The sequence below is a fragment of the Alteromonas sp. W364 genome (assembly GCF_031846205.1).
In the GTDB taxonomy this organism is placed as follows: domain Bacteria; phylum Pseudomonadota; class Gammaproteobacteria; order Enterobacterales; family Alteromonadaceae; genus Glaciecola; species Glaciecola blandensis.
The window spans coordinates 508,417-530,747 of the sequence record NZ_JAVRID010000002.1 but is presented as its reverse complement, the minus strand read 5'-3'; the positions used below and the strand labels follow the sequence as shown (position 1 = coordinate 530,747).

Below are 22,331 nucleotides of genomic sequence, written 5' to 3'. Positions count from 1 at the left end.
ATGAACAAGTAAACTACAAGTAAAAAGGAACAACAATGGCGAATATTACTCGCATAGTCGGTCGCGAAGTACTCGATTCAAGAGGCAATCCAACAGTCGAAGCAGACGTATATTTGGAATGCGGAGCTATGGGCCGCGCATGTGCGCCATCTGGTGCATCTACAGGCTCAAGAGAAGCTTTAGAATTACGTGACGGCGACAAATCTCGCTATTTAGGTAAGGGTGTATTAAAAGCAGTCGCAGCCATTAACGATAAGATTGCACCTGCACTAAGCGGTAAAGATGCTGCAGACCAAGCGGGCGTCGACCAAGTCATGATCGACTTAGACGGTACTGAGAATAAAGAAGTGTTGGGTGCCAACGCGATCTTAGCTGTGTCACTTGCTGTAGCAAAAGCAGAAGCAATCAGCCAAAAACTACCTTTATATGCGCATATCGCAAACTTGAATGGTACATCTGGACAATACAGCATGCCGGTACCCATGATGAACATCATCAACGGTGGTGAACATGCCGACAACAACGTCGATATCCAAGAATTTATGGTACAGCCAATTGGTGCTCCATCGTTCGCTGAAGCATTAAGAACGGGTGCTGAGATATTCCACAGCTTGAAGAAAGTATTGTCTGCCAAAGGTTTGAATACTGCAGTGGGTGATGAAGGTGGCTTTGCGCCAAACTTGACCTCAAACGCTGAAGCATTAGCCGTCATCGTTGAAGCTGTTGAAAACGCAGGCTATAAAATGGGCACTGACGTGACCTTAGCGCTTGATTGTGCGGCTTCTGAGTTTTACAAAAACGGTCAATATGTATTAAGTGGCGAGAGCAAATCATTTGATTCAAATGGCTTCAGTGACTATCTAGCAAACCTTGCTTCTGAGTACCCAATCGTATCTATTGAAGATGGTCTTGACGAGAGTGACTGGGATGGTTGGGCATATTTGACCAAAATCTTAGGTGACAAAGTGCAATTAGTTGGTGACGACTTGTTTGTGACCAATACTAAGATTTTGTCTCGTGGCATTGAAAATGGTGTGGGTAACTCAATCCTGATTAAGTTCAACCAAATCGGTTCATTAAGCGAAACCTTGGCTGCGATTAAAATGGCGAAAGATGCTGGCTTCACGGCTGTTATTTCTCACCGTTCAGGCGAAACCGAAGACGCTACCATTGCTGACTTAGCAGTAGGTACAGCTGCGGGTCAAATCAAAACTGGTTCACTTTGTCGTTCGGACCGTGTTGCTAAGTACAATCAACTCCTTCGCATCGAAGCTGAATTGGCAGAAAATGGCACACCTGCTGCCTACAATGGTTTGTCTGAAATAAAAGGACAATAATTTCACACTTGCCGAGTTTTCCACCTGGCTAAAAGACTATTTTTAGCCAGTTTTGTTGGAAAATCTTGTAAGATCAATGAAACATTGACGAAAGAATAATGAAAGCGGCATCTTTATGTATTAAGATGCCGTTTTGTTTTTTATGAAGCTAACCAATGCAACGCTAAGTTGTGAGTATTTGATGTAATTAGATGAGCGAACAGCAACCCGATCAAACCAACATTTTTAACTTAGCCGAGCAATATCCCAATGTTGCTGAGTTATGCAATGCCTTGTATGAGCGCGAATTAATCAATCTCGCCTCAAGCAACATCAAAGATCCATCGCTCCTAAAACGTAAATTAAGCGGTCTTAGTTATCACATAAAAAATGCCGCAGAATTCCTGATTAACGAACCCACCCCCATTGAAGTCGACGTACATAATGGTACGTGGAAGTCGAAACAAGCAGCAAAATGCCCAGCGACCAAACTCATTGGTAATGAAGATGAGTTGGCAAAAGCGCATAACTGGTTTGCACAACACCATTATCGCGGTGCGGTAGTCTGCATTTATGTAAATGAGTACGGCAATGAACACATCGAGTTAGACTCTATTGATATGATCCCCTCTTCTGCCGAAAAGCTGCACGCCAATAAACATGGCTGGTTTAATTTAGATGGTAGCAGTTTAGAGGAGGCTAAAAGTCACACCGTCATTCAAATGGTGAAACCCAACAAAGCTATAGTAAGTGCCGCATGCAGTGGCCATATGTGGAATAGTAAAGGAAAGACGATCCCCCGCGCACTGACACTAAGAGAACTTTTACTCTCGACCAACATCAATTGGACCACGTTCAAATAAAGCAAAAAAGGGGTCAGAGTTAATTAAAAAAGGGGTCAGAGTTAGTTAATTCAATAGTCCAGTTTCCCCAAGTACAGGATTGCAAAGCCCCCTCTATAAGATATATTGCCCGTATTGCTAATAAATCAATGGAATGAATATGGCAAGGCCAAGAAGACTTGGATTGAAAGGGATCAGCCAGCATATTATTCAACGTGGAAACAACCGACAACTCTGTTTTACTCGCGAATTTGACCGTGTCGCTTACATCAGTTGGTTAAAGGAATACAGCACAAAATACAATGTCGCAATCCATGCATGGGTACTTATGTCAAATCACGTCCACCTGCTCTGCACACCGTTTGCTGACAACAATGGTGTCAGCAAAATGATGCAGTCTTTAGGGCGAAAATATGTGCGTTACTTCAATGACAATCATCAACAAACCGGTACTTTGTGGGAGGGGCGATTCAAAGCCTCGCTTGTTTGCTCAGACAGTTACATGCTGAGTGTATATCGTTACATCGAACTGAACCCAGTGCGCGCCAATATGGTGAATTCACCTGCACAGTATAAATGGTCTAGCTATCATTTTAATGCTCATGGCCGACACTCTGAACTATGTCAGCCGCATGATATTTACTTAAATCTTGGCTCCGACTCAACAGCCCGACAGCACTCCTATCGTAAATTATTTGAGAGTAGTTTAAGTGACGCAATGACTATGAAAATAAGAAGTTCGGTCAATAGAGAGCTTGTTATGGGAGACGAGAAATTCAAAGCTCACGTGCAAAACTTATCTGGAGTGAAATTAAAGAGTACCCGCATTGGCAGGCCGCCGAAAAACTAATTAACTCTGACCTCTTTTTTAATTAACTCTGACCCCTTTTTTGGTTTTACTCGACAAAAGACTCATCAGTCAGGCTGGTTAAAAAGTTGATTAAGTCCTGTTTTTCTTCTTCTGTAATATCAAAGCCCTGTACGAAAGGGCTTTTGAGTGGATTGTTGATGCCGTCGCCGCGTCCACCAGCCGCGTATATATCGATGACCTCAGACAGCGTAGCCACAGAGCCATCGTGCATGTAAGGGGCACTGAGCTCAATATTTCTTAGCGTTGGCGCTCTGAACTTTCCACGATGAGCGTCATTAAACGTAATATCGGCTAGTCCCTGATCACCATTTGCATAACTTCCTTTTTCATCTTCGTTGTATAAACCCGTGTTGTGAAAAGAAACTAAATCGAGCTTCTGAAAGGCGTGTTTACTAGACTGAGTGAAGTTGAAGCCGCCATGACAATGAAAGCATTCAAGTTTCTCAGAAAAAAACAAATCCATACCGCGAATAGCTGACTCTGACAGAGCACTGTCGTCGTTAAAATAGGCATAACGGTCAAAGTCCGAATTGAAGGATGTTAAGCTACGAACATAGCTAGCCAAGGCTTTCACAATATTGTCAAAGTCGACCTCGGCATTGTCGAATGCCAAGGCAAATTCATCTTCATACTCATCAAGACGCGCCAATATCTCAGTTTCAAAACCACTCACGCCCATCTCAATCGGCTCTTCATTGAATAAGGGAATTAAAATTTGTTTCTCTAATGAGCCTAAGCCGTTGTGAGCCCAAGTAAAGCTGCCATTATAGGCCACATTTACCAGCGCCATTGAGTTTCGTGCTAGTGCTTCACCCGTTGTGCCAATTGATACTTTTTTAGGGTCAGAAAATGCAAATGATTTGAGGTGGCAAGAAGCACAAGATTGCTGTTCATTTACCGACAAGCGCACGTCGTTGAATAGCTTCTCACCCAAAGTGACTTTCTCTACTGTCATGGGGTTATCTTCGGGTACATTGGGTGCCGGAAAACCCGGTGGAATTTGCCATTCATAAGGTGTTGGTTTTGGTGAACATGCACCTACCCCAATCAGAATTACGGATACTAAGCTCACCTTGAGAGCACCTTTACGCCGCTTGCCCAACATAGTCTATTCGCCTTCCGTCATTTCACGCGGCACTACAGAAAACACCTTATTGTTACCGCTATTGTTCAGCAGTTTCTGACAACTTGGATCGTCGATACTAGAGAACATGCACGTAGTTGATTGGCTTGGCATGAGGTCACCTAAAACAAGAGAGAGATCCATATTAATCATCACCTCGTTATTTTGCAGGCTGTTGAGCTTAAGCGGCAGGCTCACTTCAATCCGGTTTGGAAACTTACATTCTTGGTCAGGCGCACGAACCATTGCGGCTGATTCACAACCCACACTGCCTAAATGAAAAGACCAAGCTTCACTCATTTCATTTTGCATGTCCCAGCGAATAAATTTATACCCATTGCGCCACGCCCAAAACATAGACGAATCATTTAATGGCGATGATTGAGTGACTGGGTTTTGATGATTTATCTCAAAAGGTACGCCAAGAGAAAAGCGAAGCTCTAGCGATTCATTACTGGCCAAAAACAAGTCACTTGAATCTTCGACGCTAAAAGAAACTTGTAGGTTTGTCCGGTTTTCTGCACAGTCGGGTGATTGACGAATCAGTGCAACGTTCTGGCTTTGCCACGCATTATCCACTAAGGTTAATGGATAGGACGTATGTTCATCGGTGATCCTCAGTTGACTGATGAAAAATGCCAACTCATTAATAGACCAAAGCTTATCGTCAATGCTTATGCGCGTGTTACATGCTAGGCTTTGGTCAGCAAAGCTCGGCACAAATTTGATGTATTTGTTTGTCGGCTCATTTTTAGTTGGCGAACAAGCACTGAGGCCCAACAGCAAAAAACAAAGCCACAGTGAACGAGAAGTACCACCAGCATAAGGGACATAGCGCTTTTTATGCCATCGCTGGCATGTTAAAAATAGAATTGAATGTAGCGCTGAGAACACAATAAACGGAACCGACATGAAAAAGTATCTCAATAGTTTACGCATCTTGCTTGTAATTACCATAGGGATTTGTAAGCAAGCAAACGCACACATGGACCATGATAAGGCAAGATTTGTTGCCGCCAATGGTAGCGACAAAGGTGATTGTAAGAATCGCTTCCGTCCTTGTGCAAGCATTGGCTATGCAGCACAACAAGCGAACAAAGGCGATGCCGTATTAGTCGCGCAGGGTGAATATCACTTAGAGGCTTTTGCAGATGTTTTCTATCTTATCAGTGATGTCGTCCCTGCATACGGTGGCTTTCAAACCTTAGATAATTATCAAGTTCAAAACCCAAATGCCTTCCCGACGACCATTGTTGGCGTTCCGGTCGAATATGCTAATCAACTAAATGATAAGGGCTTCAATGTCATTGTTGATAGTAAGGGCAAAACTGACTTAAGTGATGCTGAGTTAGACAAGAGCTTGGCGCAAGTTGAAGTAATGTACCAATCTCAAGCCGAAACTCCGTGCGTGAATGGTGCTGCAGGGGCATTCCCATGCAACAATATGTCACTCTTATCACATGTACCCGTAAATGAGTTTCCAACGTCGAGCCAGAGAGCAAATGATATTTGGGGCCATGTTGACCTTAATACAATGAAGGAATATGCCTTAGTAGGGCTGCGCAGAGGCGTCGCGTTGGTGGATGTATCTGACCCAGTCAACCCTGTCGTGATTAATGCAATCCAAGGTCAGGACACAACTTGGCGTGATATTAAAGTTTACCAATACTTCAATCGCGACCTAAATAAATGGGAGGCTTATGCATATGCTACGGCTGATAGTGCTACTGAGGGCTTGACTATCATGAACTTGAGCAATCCTGATGACGGACTTGCTTTAGTTACACGCGATATCAACGATCGATCTGCGCACAATATTTACATATCAAATGTTGATTATGGGCTGAATATCAAGAATTCTCTCGCCGAACCGCAAGCGCATATTCTAGGCTCTAATGTGCGAGGCGGCTCACTGCGTAGCTATCGTATAAGTGCACCTGAAACACCGATCCCGACCTACTTCCTTTCTAATGCGAATCGCTCCGACTATACACATGACGCATCCTCTTTACTTATTAATGATGAAAGAGCCGATAGAGACTGTGTGAATAAAACAGCAGCAGGTTGCACAGTCATGCTCGATTTCAACGAAGGCACCTTGCGTCTTTGGGATCATTCAGCCCTCGGCGGTGCGGTTGAGCTGTCATCGGTAAGCTATCCCAATGTAGAGTACACGCACTCTGGTTGGTGGAGCGAAGATCGCCAGTATGTAATATTACATGATGAACTAGATGAGCAGCGCAACGGCTTAAACACCACCGTTCATATTTTTGATATTTCTGATTTGAATGCGCCTACCCTCGTTTCAACTTGGGTGGGACCGACTAGAGCCGTCGACCACAATGGCTTTGTTCGTGGCAATAAATACTACATGTCGAACTATACTCGAGGTGTGACGGTACTCGATTTATCAGATCCAACATCACCTACTGAAATTGGCTACTTTGATACCTTTCCAAGTATTACCAATGCTTCATTCAATGGCGTTTGGGGCGTTTACCCCTATCTACCCAGTGGCATCATTTTGGCCAGTGATATTCAAGGCGGCCTTTATGTTCTGAAAGATGAAACACAAAGTAGTGGCAAAGATGACCTACAATTCTCTACCAACATGTATGAAGTGACTGAAGGTGAAGATTTAGCAATATCAGTGATTCGCTCCGGTACACAAGCTATCAGCGTCGACTATCAAATCATAAGAGGCGCAACGAGCTCGAATGATTTTGAAGCAATCGAGTCAGGCACAATTTCGTGGGATGCGGGAGATTCAATTCCCCAAACAATCACCATCAGCGCCCTTGACGACGGAAACGGTGAAGGTACGGAAAGTATGTTCATTCGCCTTGAAAACCCATCACCAAATGCAGAGCTTCTAAGCCCGAATATCGCTAAAATTGATATTTTAAGCCTTACCGGTCGATTGTCCTCAGTGATTATCCCTGATGATGATATTGAAGTTAAAGAAACTGACGGTAGCTTTGCACTCACAGTGACTCGCTCTGGGGCGGCAGACCAAGCCGCGAGCGTTTCTTTGTCAATCGAAAGTAATACAGCCCAAGCAGGCACAGACGCAAGCCTAGCAGCCACTAGTCTCGAATGGGCCGTTGGCGAATTAGGTGATAAAAGCGTTAACGTGAACATTGTGAATGATAGCGACAGTGAAGAAACTGAAACTTTTTCTATCATTTTAGAAAGCCCCGAAAACGTGACGATTGAAGGTAGTGGTAGTGTATTAGTCAGCATCCTTGATGATGATTCAAACTTGGCTCCTGAAGTGAACGCTGAAGCGAGCTTAAACGTAAATGCAAGAGCGATGGTATCTTTAGTTGCAACGGCGAGCGACCCAGAAAACCAAACAATGACTTTCGCTTGGGCTCAAACTTCTGGTCCAGATGTCACCTTAAGCGACGCAGACGCTCTTACAGCAACGTTTACTGCACCTGATGCCGATGCGACATTAGGCTTTGAGTTTACCGCAACTGATGAGTTTGGTTTACAAGCCAGTACATCTGTTAGTGTATCAGTTGAAGCCGCAGAGCCAGTGCAGCCTCCAGTAGTAGTGTCGCCACCGCCGGCTACACCACCAAGCAGTTCAGGTGGCGCACTTTGGTTATTTAATGCCTTGGTGCTAATAGCACTGAGCAGACGTTTAGCATTACAAGAATAGAGAAAAGTTGAGTCTTGGCAATTGAATAGTAGTACATCAATCCTGAAGTGGCTGTTTTCCCATCTTCGACCATACATTACCAAGGTTGCCTTGGCTTTAGTCGCTCTTTTCGTAGGCGCAATGGCGTGGCTCATTTTGGGCCAAGGCGTTCGCCTAGTTGTTGATCAAGGCTTTGTTGCAGGCGATGAAACCATGCTGCTTCAATCCTTATTGTTGGTACTTGGCATCGCTCTTATAGGCAGCGTCGCAACCTATTGCCGCTTTTATCTCATGGTTTGGCTTGGTGAGAGGGTTTGTGCTGACATTCGCAAAGCCTTGTTCTCGCATTTGGTTACCTTGTCTCCAAACTTCTATGCGGAAGCTCGCACTGGGGAAGTCATTTCCCGTTTTACAAGCGATACTACCTTACTGCAGTCTGTTGTGGGAACCGGTGTGTCGATGGCCTTGCGCTCTTTAGTGATGTTCATCGGCGCAATAGTCTTAATGGCAATTACTAGCACCACCTTAACGTTTTATGTCTTCATTGCCGTTCCCGTCATTCTTCTACCTATAAAATTACTCGGTAAAAAAGTGCGACACTTTGCCAAAGTGAGTCAAGATGATGTGGCTACCATGGGCACATTAATTGATGAAAATTTACATGAAATACATACCATTCAAAGTTACAACCATGAAAGACAAAGCGTTAGCGCTTTTGACAACAGCGCCGAACAAATCATGCGCAGCGCGGCCAAGCGCATCCACTATCGGGCATTGCTCATCGCACTTATCATGTTCATTAGTCTTAGCTCCATATTTGTTGTGGGCTGGATAGGTGCTTTGGATGTAATTGCCGGTAAAGTCACACCAGGTGAACTTACTGCTTTCGTTTTCTATGCGGTGCTAGCTGGCGGCTCAATCGCCACAATCAGTGAAGTCATTGGCGATTTACAGAAAGCGGCTGGCGCTAGTGAGCGCATTGTAGAATTAATGAATACCCAAGCGGATATTCCACAAGCGAATAAGGCTACAGATACTTCATCGGCTTTGTTGCAAGAACCTACTCAAATGGCACAAAGTGCTGCTGACCCTATTCTCTCATTGAACAATGTGAACTTTAGCTATCCTTCTGTGCCCGACAAACAAATCATTCATGACTTATCATTCAATGTAAAAGCTGGTCAAAAGCTAGCTATTGTCGGTCACAGCGGCGCTGGTAAATCAACGCTGTTCGACCTAATGATGCGTTTTTACAACCTAGATTCAGGCGAAATTCTATTGGGGAAACAAAAGCAAACGGAGCTTGATGTTGATACTGTCAGGCGGCATTTTGCTCTCGTCCCTCAAGATGCTGTTATTTTTGCAATGTCAGTTGCCGACAATATTCGTTTGTCCTCGCCAGATGCCAGTGATGAAGCTGTTATAGAAGCAGCCAAATTAGCCTTTGCACATGAATTCATAGAGGGATTTGTAAATGGTTACGATACTCAGCTCGGCGAACGAGGGGTTAAGCTGTCAGGTGGACAAAAACAACGCATTGCGATTGCGCGAGCAGTGTTGGCTAAACGCCCTATCTTATTGCTAGATGAAGCCACTAGTGCATTGGACGCCAGTAGCGAAAAATATGTGAAGCAAGCGCTCGATACCTTAATGAACCAAACTACCACGATTATTATTGCTCATCGACTCTCTACCGTCATCAATGCGGACAATATCATCGTTTTAGAGCATGGGCGTTTAATCGCGCAAGGTACGCATGAATCACTGTTAAAAAGCAGCCCGGTGTACAAAGAGTTTGTTGACCTCCAGTTGAGTTAATACGCTTCACGCAAAAAGATATAATCTAATAATCTGCAAAATTGAAAAACCTTGTAACAATTAAAGTGTTTTTAACCCAGCTTACGAACTTAAATCTCTATTCGAAAGTAGTACTATAGTTGTAATCGCTCAATTTGGGCATTCGCGCCTTCGACAGAAAGGCAAATTCTAACTAGCTTTGGAAAGCATCATGTTTGTAAACTTTACACGTAAATCGTTATTAGCGGTTTTCTTGTCTTCAATGGTATTTACTGCCGTTGCTGAAGACAAAAAAGAAGACGCTAAAGACGAAGAGAAAAAGAAAGAAACACTCACTGAGATATTAGAAAAGAAAGACGCCTTTGAAGGCTTTGTTGATATCTATCGCGACAAAAAAGACGGTTCAGGTCTAGTCGTCTTTGATGAATCCCAACTTGATACGCCATTTTTGTATTTCGTTTCAACTGTTGACGGTGCCGTAGCAGCAGGCACATTCAGAGGTCAATTTAGAGGCTCACGTTTAATTGAGTTTCGCCGTAATTACGACCGCATTGAAGTAGTATCAAAGACACCTCGTTTTTACTTCGACCCTGAAAGTGCCGTAAGCCGTGCTGCAGATGCTAACATCAGTGAAGCTATTTTAGTCTCTACTAAAATTGAGCACGAAGATGAAGGTAAAATCGCGATTGACTTGAGCGCCCTGTTCGCCAACGAAGATTTGCATAGAGTTGCCCCCATGCCGTCTGACAATCCACAAGCAGAGAAGCGTCGCTTCAAGCCTGGAAAACTGTCAAAAGACAAAACAGCAATTAGTGAAGTGAAAAACTTCCCTGAAAACACCCATGTTGTCGTGCGCTATGTTTATGAAAATAGCACGCCGAAAGTAGGTGGCGGCGCTGAGATATCAGATGCGCGTTATACTACTTTACAAGTTCAGCATGCTTTCATCAAAGCACCTGAAAACAACTTTCAACCACGTCGAGATGATGCCAGGATTGGTTACTTCTCTCAGCAGTTCGATGATTTAACATCAGACCAAACGGCTAACTATCGTGACGTGATCAATCGTTGGAATCTTGAGAAAAAAGATCCAAGCGCTGAAGTATCAGATCCGGTTGAGCCTATCGTTTGGTGGATTGAGAATACTACACCAGTCGAATGGCGTGAAACCATTATTAATGCGACATTGGCATGGAACACGTCATTTGAAAAAGCCGGTATTAGTAATGCAATTCAAGTGAAGATCCAACCTGATGATGCCGAGTGGAGTGCAGATGACGTACGTTACAACGTTTTGCGTTGGACTTCATCACCGCGTCCTCCTTTTGGTGGATATGGCCCAAGTATCTCGCATCCTTTGACAGGCCAAATTATCGGTTCTGACATCATGCTTGAGTATAGCTTCATGAAAGGTCGCTGGATTGCGTCTGAAATGTTCACTGACGGCTATAACGCCCTAGAGTCTAGCTTACACGGCGACGAGCGCATGCTGTGCTCACTTGGTCATGAATTAAACTTAGGTTTGATGTTTGGTCAATATGCTGGTCTAGCTGACGGCATGGGCAAGATTGAAGAAGATAAGTTATTACGTCAGTCGATGTCTTACCTTATCCTACACGAAGTGGGTCACACCCTAGGTTTGAACCATAATATGATGGCGTCACAACTGCATGGACATGACGAAGCGCATGACGCTTCAATTACGCAGGGTATCTTGGCCGGCTCAGTGATGGACTATCCTTCAGTTAACTATGCGCCTGTGGGTAAAGAGCAAGGTGACTTCTACACAGAAAAGCCAGGTCCATACGATGATTGGGCTATTTTATACGGCTACTCACAAGCACTAGACGATCCAGAAGCTGAAGAAAAACGCTTAACCGCTATCCTTAATCGTTCAGCTGAACCAGAGCTGGCGTTCGGTAACGATGCTGATGATATGCGCTCTGCTGGTCGCCACGTTGACCCACGTATCAATATCTTTGATATGTCTGGCGAAGCGGTCGATTACGCACAAGATCGTTTTGAATTAATCAAGCACATGGCTGGCAAATTAAAAGACAAAACCCTTGTTGATGGTCGTTCGCACAACGACTTAGCAGTGGGCGTGAATGTCTTGTTTGGTGAGTTTGCACGTCAAGCGTCTGTAGTATCTCGTTATATTGGCGGTGTTTACCTAAACCGTGCTTTTGTTGGACAGGAAGGCTACACACAGCCTCTCACGCCAGTGCCTGAATCAGAACAGAACAAAGCAATGAATACCTTAATGAGCTTTGTGTTTGCGCCAGATGCGATTGAAGAGATGGAGCCTTTGTTCGCTTATATTCAGCGTCAGCGCCGTGGCTTTAGTGGTTGGGGACGTGATGAATCACCACGTTTGCACGACATGTTGTTAGGTGCTCAGAAGAACGTACTTGACCATGTATTGCATCCAAACGTATTGATCCGTTTAACAGATACAACGCTTTACGGTAATACATTCACAGCTGAAAAAATGATGGGCCGTTTAACCGACGCTATCTTTAAAGCTGACATCAAAGGCGATGTAAACTCTTACCGTCGTAACCTACAAGTTGAATACGTAGACCGTTTGATTGCAATGTCGGGCTTAATGAAAGAAAGCAAGTACGACAACTTCGCACAAGCGGCTTCTACCTATGAACTAGGCAGAGTGCTGGATATGGTGAAAAAATCTCGTGGCGACCAAGCAACGAAAATCCATAAGAGCTTCTTAAGAAGTAAAATCCAAAAGGCCTTTTATAAAGGTTAATTCGCAATAGCGATTTGGTTTTGATTTGATTTGGAGGACAGCTTTTGCTGTCCTTTTTTGTGCTCGAAAAAACAAAAAAAGGGGTCAGAGTTAATTATTTATCATTTAGCTTTCAGCAGATCCTCACCAATATAAACACGCTTGTCGGTATCCTACCCGCTCCCAAACGGCATCCATGCCGTTTGAAGGTTTATATTGGTGAGGATCTGCTCAAAGCGTGAAAAAAATTAACTCTGACCCTGAGGGATCCCCACGAATAATTAGTCATAGGAATTCTCATTAATCATATGTCGGATATGGGTTACAGCGATTTCATATTGCCCAGTAAGCAATGTAAAGTACTTGTCCACATATCCTCTTAAGCCCAAATAATGAAATGATAATACTCGTCTTGTTTTTAGTGTGTTGGCCTGATAGCGTTTATGTACCCCGGCTAAAGTCATAGCCAACCCGATTATGTTGGCTAAAATACTGGCTAAGGTGGCGATTAATATCAACACTGCAATGCGTTTAATACACCGACTTTTATGATGTTCAAAACCGAGTCCAAACAAGCTGCTTTTAATGTCTCTGAACTCTTCTTCAATTTGCATTCTCATCTTATAAATAGTGACTAGCTTTTTGGCGGTATGTTTTGTTCTAGGAAGTGATGTCGCTATCAGCCAAGGGTCGGTCGCGCCTTTGGCATGGACTTTTGAACATTTCGATTGTCGCCGAATGTTATGCTGAGTAAGGCTGTGTCTCCCCTTATTTTTACCTTTAAACAACACTAAAGTGCATGCTAACGGACGCGAGCGGCATATTTGGCCATTGAAGCTGTTAGGGCGTCGTTTAGCCTGCTTGTATAGCTCGTCTATATGCTCCCATTCTTGCTTCTTGTTTACATACATCATGGGTTTTCGAACGCGACCTGCAAAATCCCAACCCAAGGCCTTTACTTCTCTGAACCACACTGTTTTGTACCCAGCATCAGTGACAATAATAGGTGTGGCTTGTTGATTAATGATGGTACTTAATTTAACTAGAAAAGCTTTGTGCGTGCGCGGTGTTTCTTTTGTACTGACATCATGTATTTCTTGATAAATGGCAACCCCACGACCATTGCAAGCTACCGAAGCTCGAAGTAAAAAACAGCCTTTATGGGTGTCCAAATCAGACCAGTCAATAAGTATTATTGGCCGCAGAGAATTGCCAACAAATTGATTATATAAGGCACCATAAATAGTCAGTGCATCACTTTGTACATGCTTGTTAGACAACAATCTGTCAGCACGTTTTATTCGATGTTTTTCATAAGCACCAGAACAAATACCTCGGCCTATGCTGGTGACGCTCGCGTTTGCCCCTCTTAGTAAACTATTTACACTACTGGCGAGGGATGCACGTCTAACTTTATGCATTTTAGGGGTGACAACAGCAAGGAACTTGTTCAATATAGTTGCTTCATTCATGGTATCGGTCTTTAGTGAGGTTTGGCGATTGATCTGATCACCAGATACCATGAATGTTCAATTTATTTTAAATCAAAGTCTTACTCATTTATTTCGTGGGGATACGTCAGACTCTGACCCCTTTTTTCCTTTTAAATTGATGTCGGAATATTTTACACAAGGACTTAAAACCAAACAAAAACCACAAACCAAAACAAATAAGCCATTGTTTATATTGGCCTTTTAACTTTTGGCACACAACGTGCTTTGAACTGTTAGAGAACGCGATGTGAGAAAGCATTACACAACAAGTTCATCACTAATTAAGCCAAACCTGCTGTGAAGCTGGGGCGGAAAGCCAAGGGCCTTCAACATCAAGGTAGCCTAGCTGCAGAATGAGTTTTTAAAAGGAAAAATACGATGAAACTAGCTAAAACACTACTGATTGCTTCAGCTTTTCTGTTCGCAGGCACAGCTTCAGCAACATTTACACCAACATACTACGGTGACACAGACAGCGCTACTGACCTAATTGCTGGTACAGCGTCTGGTTCAACTGACTGGGGTTACTATATTTGGAACGAAACTGCTTCACCACAAACGTGGAATGTTCGTTGGACTGGTCTTGGCCTTACTGAGCAGTACCCTGAGTGGTTCGGTAAAATTCAATTTCAAGAATCAACATTGGATCCTTCGTTTGACGCAAGCAATGGCGGTGCTAACGAATATCAACTAGAGTTCTCTGGCACGTACGCCGACTCTGTTGATGGACATCTTGATGTGAGCTTCTTAGGTGGTGACGACATCATCAACTGGACTGCGTTTACAAACAACACTGGCGGTATCGACGGTTTCTCTTTCACTTTAACTGATTTTGTTGAAGTTTTAGAGTTTGAACTTGGTGGTTCAATGTTCAGCAACATGTCTGGCACAGACGTTGCCGGTAGCCACATCTTCATCGGTGATGGCCTTGTAACTCCAAATGTGACTTTCACAGATTTCAACGGTGGCGTTGCTCAACAGTTTGAGATTAAAGTTCCAGCACCAGGTGCTTTAGGCCTAATGGGTCTTTCAATCCTAGGTCTTGCTTTAGTTCGCAGACAAAAAAATAAATAAGAAGTACTTCTTGTTATGAAAGAGCCCACAAATGTGGGCTTTTTTTTGTCTCTAATAAAGTGCGCAAACTAAAAAAGGGGTCAGAGTTAATTAATTGCCACCGGCAAATTAATTAACTCTGACCCCTTTTTCTATCTAGCTGTTAAGCGTAAAAACCTTGGTACCATTTCACAAACTCAGTAATACCTTCATCTAAGCTTGTGCTTGGGCGATAGCCTACGTCTTTTACCAATGCTTCTACATCAGCATAGGTGTCGGGTACGTCGCCTGGTTGCATTGGCAGCAAGTTCTTCTCGGCTGTTTTGCCCAATGCTTTCTCAATAGTTTCAATAAACGTTAACAAATGTACCGGCGTTTGTGCACCAATATTGTATACACGCCAAGGACCTTTGCTTGAGCTTGGTGATGGTGCTTTAGGATCCCATTCAGGGTTCTGCTGAGCAACGTGCATCATGGTCTTGATAACGCCTGAAACGATATCGTCAATGTAGGTAAAATCTCTGCGGTGATTACCGAAATTATATACGTCTATAGGGTCACCTGCGCTTATCGCCTTAGTGAACTTAAACGGCGCCATATCGGGGCGTCCCCAAGGACCATAAACGGTAAAGAAGCGTAAGCCTGTCGTTGGCAAGTCATATAGGTGGCTATAAGTGTGAGCCATCAATTCATTTGCTTTTTTGCTTGCTGCATATAAAGACACAGGATGGTCAACGTTATCATCGACACTGAAAGGCATCGCCTCATTGGCGCCATAAACCGAGCTAGAGGAGGCATACACTAAGTGCTCTACTTTATTGTGACGACAACCTTCCAGAATATTCATAAAACCAACAATGTTTGCGTCGACATAAGCGTGAGGGTTTTCAATAGAAAAACGGACGCCTGCTTGAGCAGCTAAATGTACGACACGATCAAACTTGTGCTCAGCGAACAAACTTTCCATTGGCTCACGGTGGGCAATGTCCATTTTGATGAATGTAAACTGCGCAGCATTTTGATGTTCGGCTATCCAGTCTAAACGCGCATCTTTTAGTGACGTATCGTAATAGTCGTTAATATTGTCGATACCCACAACTTCCATGTTCATATCAAGTAGTTGTCGACATGTATGTGCCCCAATAAACCCTGCGGCACCTGTTACTAGAATTTTCAATGTATTACCCTTTTGGTGGTGTGGTGAGGTCTGTTGGGTCGAACTGCTCTTCTTTACGGGAGAAGAAGTGCTCACCCATGACCTTTTGTATAATACCGCGTCCCATCTTCATTGTTAAATGATAGGCCAATAATGGTAATGGCATTTTGATGAGATGTCCTCTAAATTCAGCCAGCATGAGTTTAAAACCTGATGATTTTGGTTTTAATCGAGTGTGCTTGGGAAGCAAAACTGAGCTAAATGTCCACAAATCTATGCGAGACCTAAAGCGGTGCATGTTTAAACATTTATCAATGACTGCTTGAGGTAATGCCAAACCAAAAATTTCTTGCACGAAATACAGTGCTAAGCCTACTTCATATTCAAAACCAAGGTCCTTGGCTACTCTCATCACGCCTTTAAGTTCAGGATCGTTTACGTCAATCAACATAAAGCGAAGATCAAGGATATCTCGAAATGCGGTTTGGTAGTCTTCGTTACGAAACAAGTGCACACAACAATGTACAAATTGAGCATCAATTGTCAGTGTTTGAATGCCGTGGTCGTTTTTGACAATATACTTTTCTAATATAGTGGCATTCGGCGCATCTTTTGACACCACAGGAATAATATTATGATGAACATCTATGTTCGTTCCGCGATGAACGTGAGTTAACGGTGGAATTTCATGTGCCCATTTGCGGTAGTACTTTTCATCATAATCGGTAATCTCTCCGCCAATCCAACCATGCATACCAAGGTGCTGTTCACAATCATGTAGATCGTCTTTATTAACCAATATGTCTATATCTGAATAGATACGGCCTTGGCCTACTTCACTTTGATTCAAGCTATATGCTGCGCCCTTTAGAAACACGACAAAGCGAGATACTGGAGAGAGTGCCTTGACAATCTCATCAGCTTCAAAGGCCACCTGCTCTTTTTGTTTTTCCGCTATGCGAAACGCATTTCGCAAATGCCGCAAAGTCTTCTCATCCATTTCTTTCGGATTGCTAGCCTGTTCTTGATATTGAAAAAACAAATACGCAAACTTTGGAAGCACTTTCTGCTGACGTAAAATCAAAAGTACGAACGGTCGTTGATGCGCTTTCAAATCACACAAACGCTCTGGATGCTCGAACAAACTAACTAAGAAATGGTAGTCAATTTGCATGAATGATTTCCTCATCCAAGAAAGCGCTGACTTCGTTTAGGTCATTGTAAAATATTTCAAAGTGCTTTGATTGCTCTATGACCTGAGTGATGGTGTCAAAGCTTTCATTACCTACCACAGTGAAGTTAAATGAATTACTGACTAATTGCATGAAGCTTTCCGTCATATTCATCGGGTAAATATCTAGCGTTGTGTCTGCTTTATAATTAGGGTAAACAATACCCACAATCTCAGCCTCTTCATCGCAAGCTGCACTTGCTTCGCTTGGCGCCGCCATATGGATGACGTCACCTTTGTGAGTATGCCTTGCAATACTTGAATAGGTAGCATCTGGAAACCAAGCTTTTGCTAGTTCGATGGAGGAATTTTTTAAACATACTGGTCGAACAAAGGGCCTCACTCGGTTTGTTTTAGGTTGTATCAAGGCCATTTCATCTGATAACAAGCGCCAACCATTTTGAGAAAGGTGCGCCGTTAAGGTGCTTTTTCCAGAGCCCGGCGGTGCTGGGAAAAGTATCGCTTTGTTATCCTTCGCTAAAACTGCCGAATGAACAATCGCATAATCTAGTTCATGTGCAGCCACAGTCCAATTCATACCCCACTCTAACATCGCAAATGCTTGGTTTGCGTGAAGCGGCTTAAAAGGCTCACGATCATCACATAAAAATCTAGCTTGCGGTCGAAAGAAACGTCGTAAGCCATTCGAGAAAGTAATGCTCAGAAAGTAATCCACATATGTGCTTTCTTGGATATCTTCGGTATAGCCCGACTGGTAAATCAGCTTGGCGTTTTCTAGTACTAAGGGGATATCCGTTTCTATTTGAAAAACAAATGGGGAAATAGAGAGTTGAAAGGTTTTCATTTATAGCGGCTCGCTTTGAGCATTATCTGCAGCAACAACAAAACCTTGGTGAATGAGCGTGTTAAGCAGTTCAGCGTTTTTATCATTGAGCTCATCAGGAGAGCGCAACCAACCAAAGAACGTTTCTTTGCTGACATTCAATGAGCTAACAAATGTGCGAGTAGGGTCAAAGAGCACAATGCCCGAACCATCTAAAAAGGGATGCAAGCGCATCCCCTTTTTTAATTCAAGTTCTTGTGAAAACGTTTCGTCTGCCACTGTAACCTTTCTTTTTATGCATCCGTACGCCGAAACGACGCAACGCTAACTATGCTGTTCGTAGCTTATTTGGATTGTGATGCAAGTCTTTTAACAACTGCAAGGTACCATGCGGATCATGTTGGGCCGCTGCATGTATTTTGGCAATAAACGCTTCAGCACTTTGGAAAGGTGGCTTGCTACCGTTGAACGAGTTAACAATTGGGTAAAATACACCAGGGAATCTACCACTCAACTCTGCATTCAAGTAGGCACTGACGATATATTTATTCAGTTCGGAGTTGCCACCTAAGTAGTTGAAAATATCAGACCACTTGTAGTATCTCCACTTATTGCGTGATTGCTGAAACAACTTCACGTGATAAGTATTATTGTTTTTTCTAAACGTACCGACTTTCCCGCCGACTTTTTTAAAGAAATTTGTCAATTCAGCAGTGTCACCAAGCAAATGGCACAAAAATAAATCGTTTACTTTATTACCTAAGCAACGCTTTAATTTCCAATCGATGTTTGGAGATCCACCACACACGGCAAGGTACTTATATGCTAATTGGCCGACACGCGTTTTCAACCAGTCATGTGGGCTTTTCAAATGTAGTTGATGTCCACCTGCGAAATCAGAACCATGGCCAGAAGCCGCAATACTATTCGAGCTCATCGTAGCCCAAACTGATTTACTTGGTATCGTGGCCAACATTGCACCGGCAGAAGCGCGTGTTAAAAAGCGACGTCTACTTTTAGCGTTGTCTGACGCCGATTCCGTCGGCAAGTTTGAGTTGTTATCTTCCATCTGAAAATTACCTTACTAAAATAAAACTGCTAGTGGGTGAGGTATTGAACCTCAACCCATTGAATACTATTGCAATGCAAAAAGTATTCCACTTCATAACCATTTGTTTTACATGCATTTAAATCTTTGCTTTGCACAATGTGCAAAAAACTTCGACAGATTATAGCGCTAAATCAACCGTCTTTGCTAGCTTTCTCAACTCTCTCACAGGAATCGCGTATGTGATGCCGCTAGGGTTCGTCAAGGCAGCCTCTTTTCCTTCCTTAACAAACACCTTATTTATGATACCAATGACCTCATTTGAATAAAGAGATAACAAGGGACTACCGCTGTTACCTGGATACGCAGTTGCGTCTAACTGATAGATCATAAAGGGCTTTTTCAAACGTTTCAGCATTTCTACCGTTAGTTCGTTCGCATTATTTGCGGGATTAATATCAGGTGTGGTCGCAGCAACAAGTCCTGTGTGAGTCGCTGGATATAATCCTAAGACCGCACCAATTGGGAAGCCTGTAAAGAAAACTGACGATCCATCGTCAACCAAGTCGTCATTGGCTAGGCTCAGGCTTGGCAAGGCCTTGTCTATTGTCAGGATTGCCAAATCGTGTACCGGGTCAATCGCAAGCACTGTCATCTTATGTACCTGAGGATTCGGACCAGAACCACTCAAGGCAACATAATGTTGAACCTTCTTAGGGTCGAGATCTTTTGATACAACATGATAGTTCGTCACTATATGCTTACCATCTCCAACGACAAAGCCCGTGCCTATAATTTTTGGCGCATTCGCTTCTAAAGGTGTCAGAATCGCAATACCAACTACCGACGGTTTGGTTTTTTTAATGTTTTGCACTAGCCGAGTTTCTTGTTCTTGTCCTCCCCCTTGATAAGCAAACGCTGTATTTCCTGTACTGCCAAAAACGATGAATACTACGAGCGTCAGCAAAACCCGCCATGTTGTTGAAATATGACGTTGCTCAAAGTGGCAAGAACTTGTTGTTATCATGACTATATGTCCCTATTCAGTATCTTCCTAGCATATCTAAATTACTCCAGATTACCAATATCAAATCCGCTACCACATCGTCCAGTAAAGTATAAAACCACATACGAGTTATGATGTGGGATACTGCCCTTGTGCGGCGAACTTTGTAAAATACTTGTTGGATAATAAAGGTATTCTTTTACATGGCATCAACGCAAAAATCAGGTTTGCAGTTTTCTATCAACAATATTCAAGATTACATAATGAATAAGGGACTGCTTGGCGCTATTAGGAACAGGATAGCGATGCGCAAGCAGCGTAAAGAAGCTGAAGAAATTAGTTTTCATTTTTCTCAATTTCTCACTCCTGTCATTGCAAATAGTGACTTTAAACAAGATTTGTCGAGTAAATTAAGACATGACGTATATTGCGAAGAGTTGCAATATGAAGACTGCCGTGAAGATGGCTTAGAAAGCGATGAATTCGACGCTTACTCAAAGCATGCCCTCATTCAACACATAAAATCTCGTACCTATGCGGGCACTGTGCGTGTGATTTCACCTGAAAGTGACAAACAATTACTTCCCATCGAAAAGCACTGTCTTGATAGCATTTTAGATCACGAGTATTTACCTTCGAACTTCCCGCGTGAAGATATTTGTGAAATTTCTCGTTTGGCTGTGCCAAGTGCTTTTAGGCGACGTGCGTCTGACAAATTTGTTGGCGCGGCAACCGGCACCATTAATGAATTCATCGACTCAGACAAAGAACTACGATGCTTTCCTTTCATCGCAGTAGGTTTGTATTTTAGTGCTGCGGCGCTATGCCTAAAGCTTGGTAAGAAGCATGCTTACATGATGATGGAACCCAAACTCGCCAAAAGCATGTCTTACGTAGGCATCAAGTTTGAACAAATCGGTCCTGTGATTGAATATCATGGGCAAAGAGCGCCCTACTACATTAACAGAGATATGTTGTTCGCCAATTTAAGCAAAGAGTTCACGTTCATGTTGGAGAACATTCGAAAAAGTCTGTATGCTCAAACTCTATAACGCGCCAAGATAGATAGTAGGGAAAGGATGCCTCAGGTAAACACCGACATATTCGATTATTATACTACCGAGATGGTTTCTGAGCTGTTTAGCACTGTTCACGAAAGTGTGAATACAGGCAACCTATTTTTAAGTCCGTTCTGGCTTGTATCTTGGCTAGAAACACTCGATAAACTTCCTCTTTTACTCATTTGTGTCCGCGATAAACAGGTTATTGGCTTTGGGTTTTGGGGTAAACAAACACATTTTCTGGGCAACACCTACTTTCTGAATCAAACGGGCAATCACTTAAATGATCAAGTGTGGACCGAACACAATGATGTTATTTGCCTGAAGGACGAACGTGACATTGTTGTTACCGCAATGCTAGAGCGGCTAAGTGCGTTACCAAACACCAGTAAAATCGTTATCCGAAATACGCTGTCGGATCACTGGCCTTGCTCCATTCAAGCAACGAGTGAACGCAGTGCAGAAAATAGTGCTTATGTTGACTTAACTCAGGGCGATTACTTACAGAGCCTTTCAAAAAACACTCGCTCAGCAATAAAGCGCTCAAACAAACTCATTGAAAATACGCTTGGTGAGATTAGCGTTAGCCCAATAGATGTAGCTAGCCATTCTACCATTTTGAATGAAGTTGGCGCGATCCATATGCAGCGCTGGGGTGACAGTGAGTTTGGTAGTGGCTTTGCGAATCCTAAGTTCGTGGCTTTTCATGACAAAATACTGAAACAAGGTACTGGTCAGGAGAATCAAGCAGAACTGCTGATGGTGCGTGCCGGCGATACGTGCTTAGGATATTTGTATGTTTTAAAACAAGGTCAGTACGCTCTGTTTTATTTGTCTGCAATTAAGTTCTCGAGTAACGACAATAAAATAAAGCCTGGCATGAGTATGCACTTAGCCGCGATTGAGTATTATAAAATGAAGGATTTTGAACGGTATGATTTTTTAGCTGGACCTGCGCGCTATAAAGAACAAATGTCGAATGCACATTATCCGGTCTACCATATTGAAATTTCTACGCCTTCAATCAGAAACCGCTTATTTCGTTGGTTAAAAGGGTTTAAGTCAGGAATATAATCGTCAGTAAAAAAAGCTTATAGTTTGAGCTATTAAAATTTATACTATGACGCGCAACAAGGACTCAGTTCAATAACAAGGTAA

Annotated in this window: 18 protein-coding genes and 1 riboswitch; of the genes, 9 read left to right on the top strand and 9 right to left on the bottom strand. The window is 43.1% G+C overall.

All coding sequences use genetic code 11. The features are described from left to right. Nucleotides 1–35 precede the first annotated feature (35 nt). The 3 genes from eno (at nt 36) to RM556_RS05070 (ending at nt 3,008) form a co-directional block, all read left to right on the top strand. The gene (gene eno / locus RM556_RS05080; protein ID WP_311374028.1) at nt 36–1,337 is read left to right on the top strand and encodes a phosphopyruvate hydratase; all 1,302 of its coding nucleotides are present in this window, start codon (nt 36–38) and stop codon (nt 1,335–1,337) included. A gap of 191 nt (nt 1,338–1,528) precedes the next feature. Then, nucleotides 1,529–2,179, top strand: a complete 651-nt coding sequence (locus tag RM556_RS05075) for a hypothetical protein (protein WP_311374027.1) — start codon at nt 1,529–1,531, stop codon at nt 2,177–2,179. Between the two features lie 139 nt (nt 2,180–2,318). Further along, entirely contained in the window at nt 2,319–3,008 is a 690-nt protein-coding gene (locus tag RM556_RS05070) for a transposase (RefSeq protein ID WP_311374026.1), read from the top strand. Nucleotides 3,009–3,054: 46 nt separating this feature from the next. Here the strand turns inward: RM556_RS05070 and RM556_RS05065 are convergent, their stop codons facing one another. Both RM556_RS05065 and RM556_RS05060 read right to left on the bottom strand, forming a co-directional pair. After that, entirely contained in the window at nt 3,055–4,134 is a 1,080-nt protein-coding gene (locus tag RM556_RS05065; RefSeq protein WP_311374025.1) for an MbnH family di-heme enzyme, read from the bottom strand. A gap of 3 nt (nt 4,135–4,137) precedes the next feature. After that, nucleotides 4,138–5,064 (bottom strand): MbnP family copper-binding protein, encoded by a 927-nt coding sequence (locus tag RM556_RS05060; RefSeq protein WP_311374024.1) that lies wholly within the window; start codon nt 5,062–5,064, stop codon nt 4,138–4,140. Here RM556_RS05060 and RM556_RS05055 point away from each other — a divergent pair. The 3 genes from RM556_RS05055 (at nt 5,063) to RM556_RS05045 (ending at nt 12,362) form a co-directional block, all read left to right on the top strand. Then, entirely contained in the window at nt 5,063–7,819 is a 2,757-nt protein-coding gene (locus RM556_RS05055) for a choice-of-anchor B family protein (protein WP_311374023.1), read from the top strand. The two genes, RM556_RS05060 and RM556_RS05055, sit on opposite strands and share 2 nt — an antisense overlap. Nucleotides 7,820–7,939: 120 nt before the next feature. Then, entirely contained in the window at nt 7,940–9,616 is a 1,677-nt protein-coding gene (locus RM556_RS05050) for an ABC transporter transmembrane domain-containing protein (RefSeq protein WP_409220048.1), read from the top strand. Nucleotides 9,617–9,806: 190 nt separating this feature from the next. After that, on the top strand, nt 9,807–12,362 hold the full coding sequence (locus tag RM556_RS05045) for a zinc-dependent metalloprotease (protein ID WP_311374021.1): 2,556 nt from the start codon (nt 9,807–9,809) through the stop codon (nt 12,360–12,362). 260 nt (nt 12,363–12,622) lie between these two features. Here the strand turns inward: RM556_RS05045 and RM556_RS05040 are convergent, their stop codons facing one another. Then, nucleotides 12,623–13,813 (bottom strand): IS4 family transposase, encoded by a 1,191-nt coding sequence (locus RM556_RS05040; protein WP_311374020.1) that lies wholly within the window; start codon nt 13,811–13,813, stop codon nt 12,623–12,625. A gap of 296 nt (nt 13,814–14,109) precedes the next feature. Continuing rightward, a riboswitch (cyclic di-GMP riboswitch) is annotated at nt 14,110–14,188 on the top strand. Nucleotides 14,189–14,212: 24 nt separating this feature from the next. Between RM556_RS05040 and RM556_RS05035 the strand changes: the two genes are divergently transcribed. Further along, the gene (locus RM556_RS05035; protein ID WP_311374019.1) at nt 14,213–14,908 is read left to right on the top strand and encodes a PEP-CTERM sorting domain-containing protein; all 696 of its coding nucleotides are present in this window, start codon (nt 14,213–14,215) and stop codon (nt 14,906–14,908) included. A gap of 142 nt (nt 14,909–15,050) precedes the next feature. Here the strand turns inward: RM556_RS05035 and RM556_RS05030 are convergent, their stop codons facing one another. From RM556_RS05030 to RM556_RS05005, 6 genes are all read right to left on the bottom strand, one after another. Continuing rightward, nucleotides 15,051–16,064 carry an NAD-dependent epimerase gene (locus RM556_RS05030; RefSeq protein ID WP_311374018.1) on the bottom strand — a complete coding sequence of 338 codons (1,014 nt, stop codon included), beginning with the start codon at nt 16,062–16,064 and terminating at the stop codon, nt 15,051–15,053. 4 nt (nt 16,065–16,068) lie between these two features. Further along, nucleotides 16,069–17,217: a nucleotidyltransferase family protein gene (locus tag RM556_RS05025; RefSeq protein ID WP_311374017.1), complete on the bottom strand. Its 1,149-nt coding sequence runs from the start codon at nt 17,215–17,217 to the stop codon at nt 16,069–16,071. Continuing rightward, nucleotides 17,207–18,079, bottom strand: coding sequence for an HprK-related kinase A (locus RM556_RS05020; RefSeq protein ID WP_311374016.1), 873 nt, complete (start codon nt 18,077–18,079; stop codon nt 17,207–17,209). Before RM556_RS05020 ends, RM556_RS05025 begins: the two co-directional genes overlap by 11 nt. Then, nucleotides 18,080–18,337, bottom strand: coding sequence for a hypothetical protein (locus tag RM556_RS05015; protein ID WP_311361434.1), 258 nt, complete (start codon nt 18,335–18,337; stop codon nt 18,080–18,082). It lies immediately after the preceding gene. Between the two features lie 49 nt (nt 18,338–18,386). Further along, on the bottom strand, nt 18,387–19,127 hold the full coding sequence (locus RM556_RS05010) for a hypothetical protein (protein ID WP_311361433.1): 741 nt from the start codon (nt 19,125–19,127) through the stop codon (nt 18,387–18,389). A 160-nt stretch (nt 19,128–19,287) separates the two neighbouring features. Further along, the gene (locus RM556_RS05005; RefSeq protein WP_311361432.1) at nt 19,288–20,133 is read right to left on the bottom strand and encodes a serine protease; all 846 of its coding nucleotides are present in this window, start codon (nt 20,131–20,133) and stop codon (nt 19,288–19,290) included. A gap of 182 nt (nt 20,134–20,315) precedes the next feature. Here RM556_RS05005 and RM556_RS05000 point away from each other — a divergent pair, with 182 nt between their 5' ends. After that, the gene (locus RM556_RS05000; protein WP_311361431.1) at nt 20,316–21,164 is read left to right on the top strand and encodes a PEP-CTERM/exosortase system-associated acyltransferase; all 849 of its coding nucleotides are present in this window, start codon (nt 20,316–20,318) and stop codon (nt 21,162–21,164) included. Between the two features lie 27 nt (nt 21,165–21,191). Further along, nucleotides 21,192–22,247, top strand: a complete 1,056-nt coding sequence (locus RM556_RS04995; RefSeq protein WP_311361430.1) for a GNAT family N-acetyltransferase — start codon at nt 21,192–21,194, stop codon at nt 22,245–22,247. The last annotated feature ends 84 nt before the right edge of the window (nt 22,248–22,331 follow it).

Bases quoted from the DNA above. Each gene is read 5' to 3' on its own strand.
- RM556_RS05065 (WP_311374025.1), bottom strand. From the start codon at position 4,134: ATGTTGGGCAAGCGGCGTAAAGGTGCTCTCAAGGTGAGCTTAGTATCC.
- RM556_RS05035 (WP_311374019.1), top strand. From the start codon at position 14,213: ATGAAACTAGCTAAAACACTACTGATTGCTTCAGCTTTTCTGTTCGCA.
- RM556_RS05005 (WP_311361432.1), bottom strand. From the start codon at position 20,133: ATGATAACAACAAGTTCTTGCCACTTTGAGCAACGTCATATTTCAACA.
- RM556_RS05020 (WP_311374016.1), bottom strand. From the start codon at position 18,079: ATGAAAACCTTTCAACTCTCTATTTCCCCATTTGTTTTTCAAATAGAA.
- RM556_RS05040 (WP_311374020.1), bottom strand. From the start codon at position 13,813: ATGAATGAAGCAACTATATTGAACAAGTTCCTTGCTGTTGTCACCCCT.
- eno (WP_311374028.1), top strand. From the start codon at position 36: ATGGCGAATATTACTCGCATAGTCGGTCGCGAAGTACTCGATTCAAGA.
- RM556_RS05025 (WP_311374017.1), bottom strand. From the start codon at position 17,217: ATGCAAATTGACTACCATTTCTTAGTTAGTTTGTTCGAGCATCCAGAG.
- RM556_RS05075 (WP_311374027.1), top strand. From the start codon at position 1,529: ATGAGCGAACAGCAACCCGATCAAACCAACATTTTTAACTTAGCCGAG.
- RM556_RS04995 (WP_311361430.1), top strand. From the start codon at position 21,192: ATGCCTCAGGTAAACACCGACATATTCGATTATTATACTACCGAGATG.
- RM556_RS05010 (WP_311361433.1), bottom strand. From the start codon at position 19,127: ATGGAAGATAACAACTCAAACTTGCCGACGGAATCGGCGTCAGACAAC.
- RM556_RS05070 (WP_311374026.1), top strand. From the start codon at position 2,319: ATGGCAAGGCCAAGAAGACTTGGATTGAAAGGGATCAGCCAGCATATT.
- RM556_RS05045 (WP_311374021.1), top strand. From the start codon at position 9,807: ATGTTTGTAAACTTTACACGTAAATCGTTATTAGCGGTTTTCTTGTCT.
- RM556_RS05060 (WP_311374024.1), bottom strand. From the start codon at position 5,064: ATGTCGGTTCCGTTTATTGTGTTCTCAGCGCTACATTCAATTCTATTT.
- RM556_RS05000 (WP_311361431.1), top strand. From the start codon at position 20,316: ATGGCATCAACGCAAAAATCAGGTTTGCAGTTTTCTATCAACAATATT.
- RM556_RS05050 (WP_409220048.1), top strand. From the start codon at position 7,940: ATGGCGTGGCTCATTTTGGGCCAAGGCGTTCGCCTAGTTGTTGATCAA.
- RM556_RS05055 (WP_311374023.1), top strand. From the start codon at position 5,063: ATGAAAAAGTATCTCAATAGTTTACGCATCTTGCTTGTAATTACCATA.